The following is a 16199-nucleotide window of genomic DNA, read 5'->3' on the forward strand; positions in this document are numbered from 1 at the left end:
GTTCATTTATCTTCTTGTTTTCTTGTCATCATTAGTATGGCCTTTGTACGTACGGGTTGGAGCGAACTCACCCAGTTTGTGTCCGACCATGTCCTCAGTTACATATACTGGCACGTGTTTACGACCGTCGTAAACGCCAAATGTGTGTCCGATGAATTGTGGGAAAATTGTAGAGCGACGGGACCAGGTTTTGATAACGTTCTTCTTGCCTGATGCTTCCATCTCTTCTACCTTCTTGAGCATGTAGCCATCAATGAATGGCCCTTTTTTCAAACTGCGACTCATGTGGAGATCCTCCCTTCAAACATAGCTTTTATGCATCCGTAGATGCCTCACGAAGTTATGCACAGTGTGTATTACTTCGTGCGGCGACGGATGATGTATTTATCAGAAGCTTTATTTTTCTTACGCGTTTTGAAACCAAGAGTAGGTTTACCCCATGGTGACATTGGCGATTTACGTCCGATAGGAGCACGACCTTCACCACCACCGTGAGGGTGATCGTTAGGGTTCATTACCACACCACGAACCTCAGGACGTTGACCCAACCAACGGCTACGACCGGCTTTACCGATTTTGATGAGCTCGTGGTCTTGGTTACCAACAGATCCGATTGTTGCGCGGCAAACTTTCAGAATACGACGAACTTCTCCGGAAGAGAGACGAACAGAAACGTATTTTTCTTCTTTACCAAGCAATTGAGCTTCTGTACCAGCTGCACGAACCAATTGTCCGCCTTTACCTGGTTTCAACTCGATGTTATGGATAACGGTACCTACTGGAATGTTTTCGAGTGGCAGTGCGTTACCGATTTTGATGTCTGCGTCAGGACCTGAGAATACTTGATCTCCAACTTTCAGACCTTTAGGAGCGATGATGTAACGTTTCTCACCATCAGCATAGTGAATCAATGCAATGTTGGAAGTACGGTTCGGGTCATACTCGATTGTAGCAACGCGGCCCGGTATTCCATCTTTAGTACGTTTGAAGTCGATGATACGGTATTTACGTTTATGTCCACCACCGTGGTGACGAACTGTAATTTTACCTTGGTTGTTACGGCCTGCTTGTTTGCTCAGCGGGGCCAACAACGATTTCTCCGGCTTATCTGTGGTGATTTCCTCAAATGTAGAAACGGACATGTTCCGTCTTGCCGGGGATGTTGGTTTATACTTTTTGATTGGCACTAGTTTTCCCTCCTTACTTCAAAAATTTCAATTATACAGTTTCAAAGAACTCAAGCGCTTTGCTGTCTTGTGTCAGCGTTACAAACGCTTTTTTCCATTCGCTTGTATATCCGGAATAACGACCGTACCGTTTCGGTTTAGCTGGAACACGAAGAGTGTTCACGTTTTTCACTTTTACGCCGAAAATAGCTTCAACCGCTTTTTTGATCTCGGTTTTGTTTGCACGGATATCGACTTCAAATACATATTTCAAGTCGTTCATCATGTCAGCAGTACGTTCCGTAATAATCGGACGTTTAACAATATCACGAGGATCCTTCATTACGCGAGCACCTCCTCTACCTTCTGAACTGCTTCTTTCGTAATGATCAGTTTGTCGTGCCCAAGCACGTCAAGAACATTAATGCCGTCAGCAGCTACGAATTTCACGCCAGGAATATTCCGTGCGGAAAGAGCTACATTATCATCATAGCTAGGTGCTACGATCAAAGCTTTGCGACCTACTTTGAGGTTATTCAAGATAGCTGCAAATTCTTTAGTTTTAGGAGCGCTCAGAGTCAGAGCATCCAAAACGATAATGTCATTGTCTTGCACTTTGGAAGAAAGTGCTGATTTGATCGCCAGACGGCGAACTTTCTTAGGCAGTTTGTACGCATAGCTCCGTGGAGTCGGACCAAATACGATACCGCCGCCTTTCCATTGTGGCGAACGAATTGAACCTTGACGAGCGCGACCTGTACCTTTTTGTTTCCAAGGCTTACGTCCACCGCCACGTACTTCAGAACGTCCTTTTACTTTGTGGGTACCTTGACGAAGGGAAGCACGTTGCATAAGAACTGCATCGTACAGAACGTGTTGATTCGGCTCAATTCCGAATACAGCATCATTCAGTTCAACTTCACCTACTTGGCTACCATCTACATTGTAAACTGATACTTTTGGCATTTTGTGTTCCTCCTTTCTTCAGTGGTTATTTTTTCACCGTTTCTTTAACTCTTACAAGGCTGTTTTTTGGACCTGGGATGGATCCTTTAACAAGAATCACATTACGCTCAGCGTCTACTTTCACAACTTCAAGACGTTGAATTGTAACAGTATCATGACCCATATGTCCTGGCAGGCGTTTGCCTTTAGGAACGCGGTTAGCTTGGATCGAACCCATTGAACCCGGGCCACGGTGGTAACGCGAACCGTGCGACATAGGTCCAGTGCTTTGTCCCCAACGTTTGATTACGCCGGCAAAACCTTTACCTTTAGAAATACCCGTTACGTCAACGAACTCGCCTTCAGCGAAAATGTCAGCTTTCAATTCTTGGCCAACTTCATATTCCGCGATGTTGATGCCGCGAAGCTCACGAACGTAGCGCTTAGGTGCAGTATTCGCTTTTTTAGCGTGTCCTGCTTCTGGCTTGTTAGCATTTTTCTCTTTCTTATCGGAAAAACCGATTTGAACTGCTTCGTAGCCATCGTTCTCAATATCTTTCTTTTGCAAAACAACACAAGGGCCTGCTTCGATAACCGTTACTGGAACTACGTTACCTTCAGGGGTAAACACTTGAGTCATTCCAAGTTTTTTTCCTAAGATACCTTTCATGTTGACACCTCTTTTCCTTTATACGTGGTCTTGTTTGTTGCTATATATTACAGTTTGATTTCGATATCTACACCGGACGGCAGATCCAAGCGCATCAAGGCATCCACAGTTTGTGGAGTCGGGTTAACGATATCGATCAAACGCTTGTGAGTGCGTTGCTCGAATTGCTCCCGAGAATCCTTGTACTTGTGCACCGCACGAAGAATAGTAATGATTTGTTTTTCAGTAGGAAGCGGAATCGGACCGGATACACCAGCACCGGAACGTTTTGCTGTTTCAACAATTTTCTCCGCGGATTGATCAAGAATTCTGTGGTCGTAAGCTTTCAAACGAATACGAATTTTTTGCTTTGCCATTTTAGTCCCTCCTTCTATCGCCCAATTTTTTATCGGACATACTCCGTGAAAATTTTCTAACCACTCTCCCATGGCAAAGGGGCCGGGTGTGTCAGTAACCTCTCACATCATCGCAACGTCACAAGAACAACATTCATTATTATATAGAAAAGATGGGCGTATTGCAAGCATATTTAAAAAAAACATATAAACAAATCTTTTCTAATGAAAAGACACTGTTTAGTACGATATTTTTTTAATATCCAGGCTGCCTAACCTATCAAACTATAAAATGAATTTTGTCCATTTTAGATGACGCAGGTTCCGAAACGTTGACATTAAAAAAGAGTTCTTTATCCGATGTCGGATAAAGAACTCTTCCGAAGCTTCGTTACAATACAATGTTACTTGTTCCAGTACACTGTTGCTTATAGATAATTGGCTATAGCCAAATTATTTTTGGATTGTTGCTACGGATCCCGCACCAACTGTACGTCCACCTTCACGAATAGAGAACTTAGTTCCTTCTTCGATCGCGATTGGAGAGATCAGTTGAACAGTTACTGTAACGTTGTCACCAGGCATTACCATTTCAGTACCTTCTGCCAGGTTGATGATACCAGTTACGTCAGTTGTACGGAAGTAGAACTGTGGACGGTATCCAGTGAAGAAAGGCTTGTGACGGCCACCCTCTTCTTTAGTCAAAACGTAGATTTGAGCAGTGAACTCTGTGTGTGGTTTAACAGATGCTGGTTTAGCAAGTACTTGACCACGCTCGATTTGAGTACGATCAACACCACGCAGCAACGCACCGATGTTGTCACCCGCTTGTGCGGAATCCAACAATTTACGGAACATCTCAACGCCCGTAACTACGGATTTTTTAGTTTCTTCTACGATACCAACGATCTCAACCTCTTCGCCGACTTTAACAGTACCACGCTCTACACGACCTGTAGCAACGGTACCACGACCAGTGATGGAGAATACGTCCTCGACAGGCATCAAGAAAGGCTTGTCAGTTTGACGCTCAGGCAGTGGGATGTAAGTGTCGATTTCTTTGAACATCTCAACGATTTTTTGAGCCCACTCACCATCAGGGTTTTGCAGAGCTTCACGAGCGGAACCACGAGTGATTGGAGTGTCATCACCTGGGAACTCGTATTCGTTCAGAAGGTCGCGAACTTCCATCTCAACCAATTCCAACAACTCTTCGTCTTCAACCATATCACATTTGTTCAAGAAAACAACGATGTATGGTACGCCTACTTGACGGGAGAGCAGAATGTGCTCACGAGTTTGTGGCATTGGGCCGTCAGCTGCGGATACAACCAGGATTGCTCCGTCCATTTGTGCCGCGCCAGTGATCATGTTTTTAACATAGTCGGCGTGACCTGGGCAGTCTACGTGAGCGTAGTGACGAGTGTCAGTTTCGTACTCAACGTGTGCTGTGGAGATTGTGATACCGCGCTCGCGCTCTTCAGGAGCTTTGTCGATTTGGTCGAATGCTACAGCAGCACCACCGTAAGTTTTGGACAATACAGTTGTGATTGCAGCAGTCAGAGTTGTTTTACCATGGTCGACGTGACCAATAGTGCCAATGTTAACGTGTGGTTTAGTACGTTCGTATTTAGCCTTTGCCATTTGAACGTGGCCTCCTTAGAATTTATAATTTTATGTTTTCACTGAATGCGGTGCTTCAAACCAGGTTTCAAGCACAAGCATTCAGTGTGAGAAAACTACTCGGTGCCTTTTGTTTTGGCAACGATCTCTTCAGCGATGCTCTTAGGAACTTCTTCATAGTGGGAGAGTTCCATGGAGAATACGCCGCGTCCTTGAGTACCGGAACGAAGAGTTGTAGAGTAACCAAACATTTCAGAAAGAGGTACCTTAGCACGGATGATTTGAGCTCCACTACGGGAATCCATACCTTCGATGCGGCCACGACGGGAGTTCAACATCCCCATAACGTCACCCATGTACTCTTCTGGAACAGTTACTTCTACTTTCATGATCGGCTCAAGCAAAACTGGACTACATTTGTCTTTTGCTGCTTTCAGCGCCATCGATCCGGCAATTTTAAATGCCATCTCGTTGGAATCGACATCATGGTAAGATCCGTCTACGATTGTAGCCTTAACGTCTACCAGCGGGAAGCCCGCGAGTACACCGTTTTTCATTTGCTCTTCAATCCCTGACAGTGCAGGTTGAATGTATTCTCTTGGTACCGAACCACCGACAATCTTGCTTTCGAACTGGCTACCTGTACCTGGCTCGAGAGGTTCGAACTCAACCCATACGTGACCGTATTGACCACGACCACCGGATTGACGTACGAATTTACCTTCAACGCGCGCTGGAGCACGGAATGTTTCACGGTAAGCTACTTGTGGTTTACCCACAGTAGTTTCAACCTTGAACTCACGACGCATACGGTCGATGATGATATCAAGGTGAAGCTCACCCATACCTGCCAAGATGGTTTGACCTGTTTCTTCGTCAGTATGAGCGCGAAGAGTTGGATCCTCTTCCGTCAATTTGCCGAGAGCCACACCCATTTTATCTTGGTCAGCTTTGGTTTTAGGTTCAACAGCGATTTCGATTACCGGATCAGGGAAGTTCATCGATTCCAGGATAACCGGGTGTTTCTCATCACATAGTGTATCACCTGTACCTGTATCTTTCAAACCTACAGCTGCTGCAATATCACCGGAGTAAACTTCAGTGATCTCTTGACGGCTGTTTGCGTGCATTTGAAGGATACGACCGATACGCTCACGTTTGTTTTTAGTTGCATTCAATACATAAGATCCGGATTGAAGTACACCGGAATATACGCGGAAGAATGTCAATTTACCAACGTAAGGGTCAGTCATGATTTTGAAGGCCAATGCAGAGAATGGCTCTTCGTCGGAAGACTTACGAACTGCTTCAGTTCCATCTTCAAGATGTCCTGTGATAGAAGGAACATCAGTTGGAGCTGGCAAGTAGTCGATAACAGCATCCAACATCAATTGAACACCTTTGTTACGGTATGAGGAACCACAGATAACCGGGAAGATTTTAACCTCTACTACACCTTTACGGAGAGCGGCTTTGATCTCATCAATAGAGATTTCTTCGCCTTCCAGGTATTTCATAGTCAATTCTTCGTCCAGTTCTGCAACACGCTCAATCAATTCGTTGCGAAGTTCTTCAACCTGTTCAACGAATTCCACAGGAATATCAGTTTCTTCGATATCTTGTCCGAGGTCATCTTTATACATATGAGCCCGTTGTGCCACGATATCAATGATACCTTTGAAATCATTTTCAGCACCGATCGGAAGTTGAATCGCAACTGCGTTCGCTTGAAGGCGATCACGCATGTCAGATACAACGTTCAAGAAGTCAGCACCGATGATATCCATTTTGTTTACGTATGCGATACGAGGTACGCCGTACTTGTCAGCCTGTCTCCATACAGTTTCAGACTGAGGCTCAACGCCTTCTTTCGCACTGAATACACCTACTGCTCCGTCCAATACACGAAGGGAACGTTCAACTTCAACAGTGAAGTCAACGTGTCCCGGGGTATCAATGATATTTACGCGGTGACCTTTCCAAGCAGCGGTAGTCGCAGCGGAAGTGATTGTAATCCCGCGCTCCTGTTCCTGTTCCATCCAGTCCATTGTCGCAGCGCCTTCGTGAACTTCACCGATTTTGTGCGTACGTCCTGTGTAAAACAAGATCCGCTCAGTTGTCGTGGTTTTACCCGCATCAATATGAGCCATGATCCCGATATTACGTGTATTTTTCAAGGAGAACTCTCTAGCCATGAAATGGGTCTCCCTTCAAAATTGAAGTTTTTTATTGTGAACTGAATCCTACCAACGGTAGTGAGCAAACGCTTTGTTCGCTTCAGCCATTTTGTGAGTGTCTTCGCGTTTCTTAACGGAAGCGCCTGTGTTGTTGGAAGCGTCGATAATCTCAGCCGCCAAACGCTCTTCCATTGTTTTCTCACCGCGGTTGCGGGAGTAGTTCACGAGCCAACGTAATCCCAAAGAAGTACGTCTCTCTGGTTTTACCTCGATTGGTACTTGGTAGTTGGCACCGCCGACACGGCGAGCTTTAACTTCCAGGACTGGCATGATATTCTTGATTGCTGCTTCAAATACTTCCATCGGGTCATTACCCGTACGTTCTTGAATCAACTTGAACGCATTGTACAGAATGCTTTGAGCAACACCGCGTTTTCCGTCGAGCATGATGCGGTTGATCAAACGAGTAACCAACTTGGAGTTGTATACCGGATCTGGCAACACGTCTCTTTTCGTAACTGGACCTTTGCGTGGCATGGATATCCCCCTTTCTTTCTTGTTCAGCAGACCCTGTACCTTCCAGACCTAAGCCAGAAGGCTATCAGGCTACCTGCTTATAGTGATTTAGGCTTTTTTAGCTTTTGGACGTTTCGCACCGTATTTAGAACGAGCTTGCATACGGTTGTTAACACCTGCAGTATCGAGTGCTCCACGAACGATGTGATAACGAACCCCTGCAAGGTCTTTTACTTTACCTCCACGGATCAATACCACACTGTGCTCTTGAAGGTTATGTCCGATTCCCGGGATATAAGCAGTTACCTCGAGACGGTTCGTCAAACGAACACGGGCATATTTACGAAGTGCAGAGTTCGGTTTACGAGGCGTCATTGTACCTACACGAGTGCAGACACCACGTTTTTGTGGGGCACTGATGTTAGTGGATTCACGTTTCAAAGCGTTGAATCCTTTTTGCAAAGCTGGTGATTTAGACTTTTCAACTTTAGCTTGACGTCCTTTACGAACCAGTTGGTTAATAGTTGGCATGTGATTGCCACCCCCTTCCTCAATTATTCATGTTTCTTTATAAACCTTATACGCTAAGCCCACAGACCCAGGCGGTTCATAAAAAGACAAATGAAAAGTTTTTGCCTTGGAGAATCCATTAGATGTTCTCGGACAAAAACGTTCCTTACCCTATCATTTTACGACAGCAGCCATTGCTGCCCCCACTCCAATCCCGCAAGCTTTGCCGAGATTTTTCATTGTGTCCACTTTCGTGTACTTTACATTGTGCTGTTCACACAAGGCAATGATTTTGGAAGTGAGCTGCGGATCACTATCTTCTGCGACATAGACTTCATGAGCCATTCCTGTCTGCACTGTCCGCATGGTCTGTTTGGTACCAATCTTGACATGAGCATCTTGCAAGCCTTTTTCATTAGACATCATACATTCCTCCGAATAGGACCAATTACAATCAGCTGCCCACGCACCTTTGATATATTAGCATCTAGCGCAAGCATTGTCAATGCTAATCCTAAAAGATTTTAAAAAGTTTGTGTATGCCAGGGTTACTCCACCAGTTTGACACTAGCGAAGCGCCCAGACATACACACCCTTAATCATTTCAGATCTAAAGAGTCGATGTTAGTCTACCGAAACTGGCTCCAGTTCTTCTACCGAAGATTGGCCATCCTCCGGCTCAGCAAACTTGATACTGCGATAACGGTTCATACCCGTGCCTGCAGGAATCAATTTACCGATGATAACATTTTCCTTCAGACCCAGCAATTGGTCTACCTTACCTTTGATCGCTGCATCTGTCAATACACGTGTCGTTTCTTGGAACGATGCCGCAGAGAGGAAGGAGTCTGTTTCAAGGGATGCTTTTGTAATACCGAGCAGGATTGGTTTAGCAACCGCTGGCTCTTTATCACTAAGAATCGCAATTTTGTTCGCTCTTTCGTACTCATACGTATCAACAAATGATCCTGGCAGCAGCGTTGTATCTCCCGCATCCACGATACGGATTTTACGCAGCATCTGACGAATCATAACTTCAACGTGTTTATCATTGATTTCTACACCCTGGTTACGGTATACACGCTGTACTTCCTGCAAAATGTAGTTCTGTACGCCGCGTACGCCTTTGATGCGCAGCATTTCTTTTGGATCGATAGAACCGTCTGTCAGCTCGTCACCCGCTTCAATTTCCATGCCTTCGCTTACGCGTACACGGGAACCGTAAGTAACGGAGTACACTTTGGATTCTGCTTCACCTTGAATTTCGATTTCACGACGGTCTTTCGCTTCGCGAATTTCTTTAACCACACCATCAATCTCACTGATTGTCGCTTGACCCTTAGGATTACGAGCCTCAAAGAGCTCCTGGATACGCGGCAAACCTTGCGTGATATCGTCTCCGGCTACACCACCGGTATGGAACGTACGCATCGTCAGCTGTGTTCCCGGCTCACCAATGGATTGTGCTGCAATGATACCAACTGCTTCACCAATCTCCACGTGTTTACCTGTCGCAAGGTTGCGACCATAACACTTCTTGCAGACACCATGGCTTGCACGGCAGCTGAGAACGGAGCGGATTTGCAATTTGGTTACGCCAGCTTTGATAATCGCTTCTGCTTTGTCAGAATCGATCAGCTCATTGCGGCCAGCGATAATTTCTTTGGTTTCCGGATGACGAACAGTCTCGAAGCAATATCTGCCTTCAATACGGTCGTAGAGATCCTCAATAACCTCTTTACCATCCTGGATACGGCTAACGGTAAAGCCTTTATCTGTACCACAATCGTCCTCACGCACGATTACGTCTTGGGCAACGTCTACGAGACGACGAGTCAGGTAACCTGAGTCGGCTGTACGCAGGGCTGTATCCGCGAGACCTTTACGCGCACCGTGAGTGGAAATAAAGTACTCGAGTACTGTCAGACCTTCACGGAAGTTCGATTTGATTGGGAGTTCGATAATTCGACCAGACGGGTTGGCCATCAGACCACGCATACCGCCCAATTGAGTGATTTGTGATTTGTTACCCCGGGCTTTGGAGTCAACCATCATCATGATCGAGTTGTAGCGATCCATGGATTTCATCAGGATGTCCGTGATATCATCTTTGGATTTCGACCAGATATCAATGATGCGGTCATAGCGCTCTTCATTCGTAATCAGACCACGGCGGTACTGATTCGTAACGATTTGTGCTTTCTCCTCGGACTGTTTCAGAATGTCTGTTTTCTCATCTGGAACGACAACGTCAGCCACGGCTACAGTAATACCTGCTCGTGTAGAGTATGTGAATCCAAGCTGTTTGATTTTATCCAGAATAACCGCTGTTTCGGTTGTGTGATAAATTTCAAAGCAGCGTGCGATGATCGAACCCAAATATTCTTTGCCGACACCGCCTGCTTGAGGAGCATTCATGATTGCCTCTCTCAGGTCAGCCCCTTTTTCATATACAAAGAAGTGATCAGCAGTACCTTGATACAGGTTTGCACGAGTCGCGTCATTGATATAAGGGAAGCTTGCAGGGAAAATTTCGTTAAAGATAATTTTACCCACTGTTGTTAACAGCATGCCTTTTTGCTGCTCTTCGGTGAAACTTGTTTTACCAAGTGCCTTAACCGGAATAGCTACACGTGCATGCAGTCCGGCAGTACCCCGTTGGTATGCAGATACAGCCTCATTGACCGTACGCAGGACCATACCTGTACCCTTCTCTTCCTTGTTGTCCATGGTCAGATAGTAAGAACCAAGAACCATATCCTGAGAAGGAGTAACAACCGGTTTACCGTCTTTCGGGTTCAAAATGTTGCCTGATGCCAGCATCAGGATACGTGCTTCCGCTTGAGCTTCAGCAGACAACGGAACGTGCACGGCCATTTGGTCACCGTCAAAGTCGGCATTGTACGCCGTACATACGAGCGGGTGAAGACGAATTGCTTTACCTTCAACCAGGATCGGTTCGAACGCCTGGATACCGAGACGGTGAAGCGTAGGGGCACGGTTCAGAAGAACCGGATGCTCCTTGATGACTTCTTCAAGAACATCCCATACTTCAGGACTTACACGCTCAACTTTACGTTTTGCGCTCTTGATATTGTGGGCAAGTCCTTTATTCACAAGCTCTTTCATAACAAAAGGCTTGAACAGCTCAAGTGCCATATCTTTTGGCAGACCACACTGATACATTTTCAGGTAAGGTCCGACAACGATAACGGAACGACCGGAGTAGTCAACACGTTTACCGAGCAAGTTTTGACGGAAACGACCTTGTTTACCTTTCAGCATGTGGCTGAGAGATTTCAAAGGACGGTTACCCGGACCTGTAACAGGACGTCCACGACGACCGTTATCAATCAAAGCGTCAACCGCTTCTTGCAGCATCCGTTTTTCATTTTGCACGATAATATCTGGCGCGCCCAGGTCAAGCAGACGTTTCAGACGGTTGTTACGGTTAATTACACGGCGATACAGATCATTCAGATCAGACGTAGCGAAACGTCCACCATCCAGCTGTACCATCGGACGAAGCTCCGGCGGAATGACAGGAAGTACATCCATGATCATCCACTCTGGGTTATTCCCAGAGTTACGGAAAGCTTCAATCACTTCCAGACGTTTGATTGCACGGTTGCGGCGTTGTCCTTGTGCAGTACGGAGCTCTTCCTTCAGGAATTCAAGCTCTTTCTCTACGTCAAGGTCTTGAAGCAATTTTTTAACTGCTTCTGCACCCATGCCAGCTTGGAAGCCATAACCGTATTTTTCACGGTAGCTGCGGTATTCTTTTTCGGACAGCAGCTGTTTTTTCTCCAGTGGAGTTTCTCCTGGATCAGTTACAACATAAGATGCAAAATAAATAATCTCTTCGAGAGATCTCGGAGACATATCCAAAGCGAGACCCATACGGCTCGGAATACCTTTGAAGTACCAGATATGCGATACCGGAGCAGCAAGCTCAATATGGCCCATCCGTTCACGACGGACTTTCGCACGTGTTACTTCAACGCCACAGCGGTCACAGACAACGCCTTTATAACGAACGCGTTTGTATTTACCGCAATGACATTCCCAGTCTTTTGTAGGGCCAAAAATCTTTTCGCAGAACAGCCCTTCTTTTTCCGGTTTCAACGTACGATAGTTGATCGTTTCCGGTTTTTTCACTTCTCCGCGGGACCAAGAACGAATTTTCTCTGGGGAAGCAAGCCCGATCTTCATGTATTCGAAATTGTTGACGTCCAACAAGGAGCAACCCTCCTTAACCAATTCCTGTATTCTAGGTTACGCCCGCTCCGGCCGAAGCCGGAGCAAAACGTGAGCCTGATGAAAAACGCCGGTCATCATGCGCCCGAAGCAATTATTCAGCTCCGACCTCTGCACCCTCAAGGTTGAGGCTGAGCTTATCGCTCGCAGCGTCATCTTCATCGTCCATTTCTTTCATTTCAATCTCTTGCTCATCTTCACTCAAAATCTTAACGTCCATACCCAAGCTTTGCAGCTCTTTAATCAATACTTTGAACGATTCAGGAACACCTGGCTCCGGCACGTTCTCACCTTTGACGATGGACTCGTACGTTTTCACCCGACCAACAACGTCATCGGATTTAACGGTCAAGATTTCTTGCAGAGTATAAGCGGCACCGTATGCCTCAAGCGCCCAAACCTCCATCTCCCCGAAACGCTGTCCACCGAATTGGGCTTTACCACCCAGCGGCTGTTGCGTAACAAGTGAGTAAGGACCTGTGGAACGGGCATGGATTTTATCGTCAACCATGTGTGCCAGTTTGATCATGTGCATGACACCTACGGTAACTTCACGTTCAAACTCTTCACCAGTACGTCCGTCATACAGCACAGTTTTACCATTACGCTGCATACCTGCTTCTTCCATCGTATCGAAGACGTCATACTCCTTCGCTCCGTCGAATACAGGTGTTGCTACGTGGATACCAAGCTGCATTGCGGCCATACCCAAGTGAACTTCGAGTACTTGACCGATGTTCATACGGGAAGGTACGCCCAGCGGGTTAAGAACGATTTGAACTGGTGTGCCGTCTGGCAGGAAAGGCATATCTTCTTCCGGCAAGATGCGGGCCACGACCCCTTTGTTACCGTGACGTCCCGCCATTTTATCACCCTCGGAGATTTTCCGTTTTTGGGCAATATAAACACGAACGAGCTGGTTCACACCTGGTGGCAGTTCATCTCCGTTTTCACGGGTAAAGACTTTCACATCGACGACAATACCATCTGTACCGTGAGGCACACGCAGGGAAGTATCACGAACTTCACGTGCTTTCTCACCGAAGATCGCGTGCAAGAGACGTTCTTCTGCAGTCAGCTCTGTTACCCCTTTTGGTGTAACTTTACCAACGAGAATGTCGCCAGCTGCAATTTCAGCACCGATGCGGATAATACCGCGCTCATCCAGATTACGCAGCGCTTCTTCCCCAACGTTAGGGATATCGCGTGTGATCTCTTCAGGTCCGAGCTTGGTATCCCGAGCTTCCGACTCATATTCCTCGATATGGATAGATGTGTATACATCTTCTTTAACGAGTTTTTCGCTGAGCAGGATCGCATCCTCGTAGTTGTAGCCTTCCCAAGTCATGAAGGCAACTACAACGTTACGTCCAAGTGCAAGCTCACCCATTTCCGTCGAAGGACCGTCAGCAAGGATGTCGCCGGCTTTGACAACAGCGCCTCTTTTTACGATTGGACGTTGGTTGATGCATGTTCCTTGGTTCGAACGCATAAATTTGTGTAATTTATATTTAACGATATCGCCTTTGACTTCCTGACCGTCTACCTCTTCTACACGACGAAGCCAGATCTCGTTCGCAGAGGAACGTTCAATAATTCCGTCATAATCGGCAACAATACATACACCAGAGTCTTTAGCTGCTTTGTGTTCCATACCTGTTCCTACAAGCGGAGCTTTAGGAATCAAGAGCGGAACCGCCTGCCGTTGCATGTTTGATCCCATGAGGGCACGGTTGGAGTCATCGTTCTCAAGGAACGGAATGAGCGCCGTAGCGACAGATACAACCTGTTTAGGCGATACGTCCATGTAGTCTACTCGATCACTCGGCATCGTAAGGATGTTATCCGACTGTTTGTTGTAACGTACAATGATCGCATCTTCAGCAAAGGTGTTATCTTCATTCAGCTTCGCATTCGCCTGAGCGATAACATAGTTGTCCTCTTCATCTGCTGTCAGGTAATCGATTTGCTCGGTTACGACACCAGTTTTCGGATCAACCCAACGATAAGGAGCTTCGATAAAGCCATATTCGTTCACGCGTGCAAAAGTCGACAAGGAGTTGATCAAACCGATGTTTGGTCCCTCCGGTGTCTCGATCGGACACATCCGGCCATAGTGGGATGGATGGACGTCACGGACTTCCATGCCGGCGCGCTCACGTGTCAAACCGCCCGGTCCGAGTGCGGACAGACGACGTTTATGCGTCAATTCACCCAGCGGGTTCGTTTGATCCATAAACTGTGACAATTGGGAGCTTCCGAAGAACTCTTTAATGGACGCGATAACTGGACGAATGTTGATCAACGCCTGTGGAGTAATGACATTTGCATCCTGGATGGACATTCTTTCACGAACCACACGCTCCATACGAGACAAACCGATACGGAACTGGTTCTGCAGAAGCTCACCTACGGAACGCAGACGACGGTTACCCAGGTGATCGATATCATCCGTGCTACCGATGCCATGCAGCAAGTTCAGGAAGTAACTGATGGAAGAGATGATGTCGGCTGGCGTAATGTTTTTTACGGACTTGTCAATGTCACCATTGGCAATCAGCTTAACCACTTTACCATCTTCAATCGGTGAAAATACATCAATCGTTTGCATCGGGATATCATTGGCATCCAAAACGCCGTTACCTACATGATATGTGCGGAAACCAACGCTTTTCTCCAGGTAAGGCATGATTTCGTCGAGCAAACGACGGTCAACCATCTGACCTGCTTCTGCAATGATTTCACCCGTTTCAGCGTCGATGAGAGACTCAGCAAGGCGCTGATTAAACAAACGGTTTTTGATGTGCAGCTTTTTGTTGATTTTGTAACGACCTACGTTTGCGAGGTCATAACGCTTTGGATCAAAGAAACGTGCAACGAGCAAGCTCTTCGCGTTATCAAGCGTTGGCGGCTCACCTGGACGAAGACGCTCATAGATTTCAATGAGTGCTTTCTCCGTGGAGTCCGTGTTGTCTTTGTCCAGCGTGTTACGGATATATTCGTCATTACCGAGCAAATCCAGAATCTCAGCGTCTGTGCCAAAACCAAGGGAACGCAGGAGAACCGTAACCGGAATTTTACGTGTACGGTCGATCCGGACATAAACAACGTCCTTCGCATCCATCTCCAGCTCCAGCCAAGCGCCGCGGTTAGGAATTACTGTAGCGGTATACGTTTTTTTGGCGTTCTTATCTACTTTTGTACTGAAGTAAACGCTAGGAGAGCGAACCAACTGGCTGACAATAACCCGTTCCGCACCATTAATAATGAATGTGCCGGTGCTGGTCATCAGCGGGAAATCTCCCATGAATACTTCCTGCTCTTTGACTTCTCCGGTTTCCTTATTAATGAGCCGGACTTTGACCCGAAGCGGTGCTGCATAAGTAACATCACGCTCTTTCGCGTCATCTACTGTATACTTCGGTTCTCCGAGACTGTAATCGATAAATTCCAAAATCAAGTTGCCTGTGAAATCCTGGATCGGCGAGATATCCTGGAACATTTCGCGCAACCCTTCCTCCAAAAACCAGTCGTACGATTTTTGTTGGATTTCAATCAGGTTCGGAACTTCGAGTATCTCGTTAATTCGTGCATAACTGCGCCGAGTGCGTCGACCATATTGAACAAGATGTCCTGCCAACTTAAACTCACCCCTCAATGTCTACTCACTTTAAAAATTTCGTTGCGAACCTCTGTTTGTAACCTTATAATGGTACACATACAGAGCAAAGCAATGCACCCGCAAATAAAGAAAAGCCCTTATTCGAAATGTCGTTCGATAAAAGAGCAACTTTGATCGGCGGATGTCTTTCCAAATCATTCATATCCCCAGTTTGCCCAAAATGTACATATTATACGCCAAACATAGGCATAATAAGCCCGGTTCGGCGTAAAAAAGGTTGACATTTTTAGTTAGCTAAAGCCAAGTAGGGCATCTTAATACTGACATTTTACAACTATACCACGGCTTGAATTTCAAGTCAATAGTCCTATTGCAAAA

13 protein-coding genes are annotated in these 16199 nt (G+C 46.3%); all 13 read right to left on the reverse strand.

Going from position 1 to position 16199, the window contains the following annotated elements; all coding sequences use genetic code 11:
- Positions 1–6: 6 nt before the first annotated feature.
- The 13 genes from rpsS to rpoB all read right to left on the reverse strand — a co-directional run bounded on the left by rpsS (position 7) and on the right by rpoB (position 15839).
- The gene (gene rpsS / locus IEW26_RS28535) at positions 7–285 is read right to left on the reverse strand and encodes a 30S ribosomal protein S19 (protein ID WP_188594829.1); all 279 of its coding nucleotides are present in this window, start codon (positions 283–285) and stop codon (positions 7–9) included.
- Between the two features lie 71 nt (positions 286–356).
- The gene (gene rplB / locus IEW26_RS28540; protein WP_111271026.1) at positions 357–1187 is read right to left on the reverse strand and encodes a 50S ribosomal protein L2; all 831 of its coding nucleotides are present in this window, start codon (positions 1185–1187) and stop codon (positions 357–359) included.
- A gap of 31 nt (positions 1188–1218) precedes the next feature.
- Positions 1219–1509: a 50S ribosomal protein L23 gene (rplW, locus tag IEW26_RS28545; RefSeq protein ID WP_110899281.1), complete on the reverse strand. Its 291-nt coding sequence runs from the start codon at positions 1507–1509 to the stop codon at positions 1219–1221.
- Positions 1509–2132, reverse strand: a complete 624-nt coding sequence (gene rplD, locus IEW26_RS28550; RefSeq protein ID WP_111271025.1) for a 50S ribosomal protein L4 — start codon at positions 2130–2132, stop codon at positions 1509–1511. The genes rplW and rplD overlap by 1 nt, the downstream gene beginning before the upstream one ends.
- 25 nt (positions 2133–2157) lie before the next feature.
- The gene (rplC, locus tag IEW26_RS28555; protein ID WP_111271024.1) at positions 2158–2781 is read right to left on the reverse strand and encodes a 50S ribosomal protein L3; all 624 of its coding nucleotides are present in this window, start codon (positions 2779–2781) and stop codon (positions 2158–2160) included.
- A 47-nt stretch (positions 2782–2828) separates the two neighbouring features.
- Positions 2829–3137 carry a 30S ribosomal protein S10 gene (rpsJ, locus tag IEW26_RS28560; protein WP_017692074.1) on the reverse strand — a complete coding sequence of 103 codons (309 nt, stop codon included), beginning with the start codon at positions 3135–3137 and terminating at the stop codon, positions 2829–2831.
- A gap of 432 nt (positions 3138–3569) precedes the next feature.
- On the reverse strand, positions 3570–4760 hold the full coding sequence (gene tuf, locus IEW26_RS28565; protein WP_145406608.1) for an elongation factor Tu: 1191 nt from the start codon (positions 4758–4760) through the stop codon (positions 3570–3572).
- A gap of 95 nt (positions 4761–4855) precedes the next feature.
- The gene (fusA, locus tag IEW26_RS28570) at positions 4856–6934 is read right to left on the reverse strand and encodes an elongation factor G (RefSeq protein ID WP_188594830.1); all 2079 of its coding nucleotides are present in this window, start codon (positions 6932–6934) and stop codon (positions 4856–4858) included.
- Positions 6935–6982: 48 nt separating this feature from the next.
- Positions 6983–7453: a 30S ribosomal protein S7 gene (gene rpsG, locus IEW26_RS28575; protein WP_007432586.1), complete on the reverse strand. Its 471-nt coding sequence runs from the start codon at positions 7451–7453 to the stop codon at positions 6983–6985.
- A gap of 87 nt (positions 7454–7540) precedes the next feature.
- The gene (rpsL, locus tag IEW26_RS28580; RefSeq protein WP_017692070.1) at positions 7541–7963 is read right to left on the reverse strand and encodes a 30S ribosomal protein S12; all 423 of its coding nucleotides are present in this window, start codon (positions 7961–7963) and stop codon (positions 7541–7543) included.
- Positions 7964–8116: 153 nt separating this feature from the next.
- Positions 8117–8365 carry a ribosomal L7Ae/L30e/S12e/Gadd45 family protein gene (locus IEW26_RS28585; protein ID WP_188594831.1) on the reverse strand — a complete coding sequence of 83 codons (249 nt, stop codon included), beginning with the start codon at positions 8363–8365 and terminating at the stop codon, positions 8117–8119.
- Positions 8366–8566: 201 nt separating this feature from the next.
- Positions 8567–12181 carry a DNA-directed RNA polymerase subunit beta' gene (gene rpoC, locus IEW26_RS28590; RefSeq protein ID WP_188594832.1) on the reverse strand — a complete coding sequence of 1205 codons (3615 nt, stop codon included), beginning with the start codon at positions 12179–12181 and terminating at the stop codon, positions 8567–8569.
- A gap of 112 nt (positions 12182–12293) precedes the next feature.
- Positions 12294–15839: a DNA-directed RNA polymerase subunit beta gene (rpoB, locus tag IEW26_RS28595; protein ID WP_111271019.1), complete on the reverse strand. Its 3546-nt coding sequence runs from the start codon at positions 15837–15839 to the stop codon at positions 12294–12296.
- Positions 15840–16199: the final 360 nt, after the last annotated feature.

The sequence above is a fragment of the Paenibacillus silvae genome, assembly GCF_014639235.1.
Taxonomy (GTDB): Bacteria; Bacillota; Bacilli; order Paenibacillales; family Paenibacillaceae; genus Paenibacillus; species Paenibacillus silvae.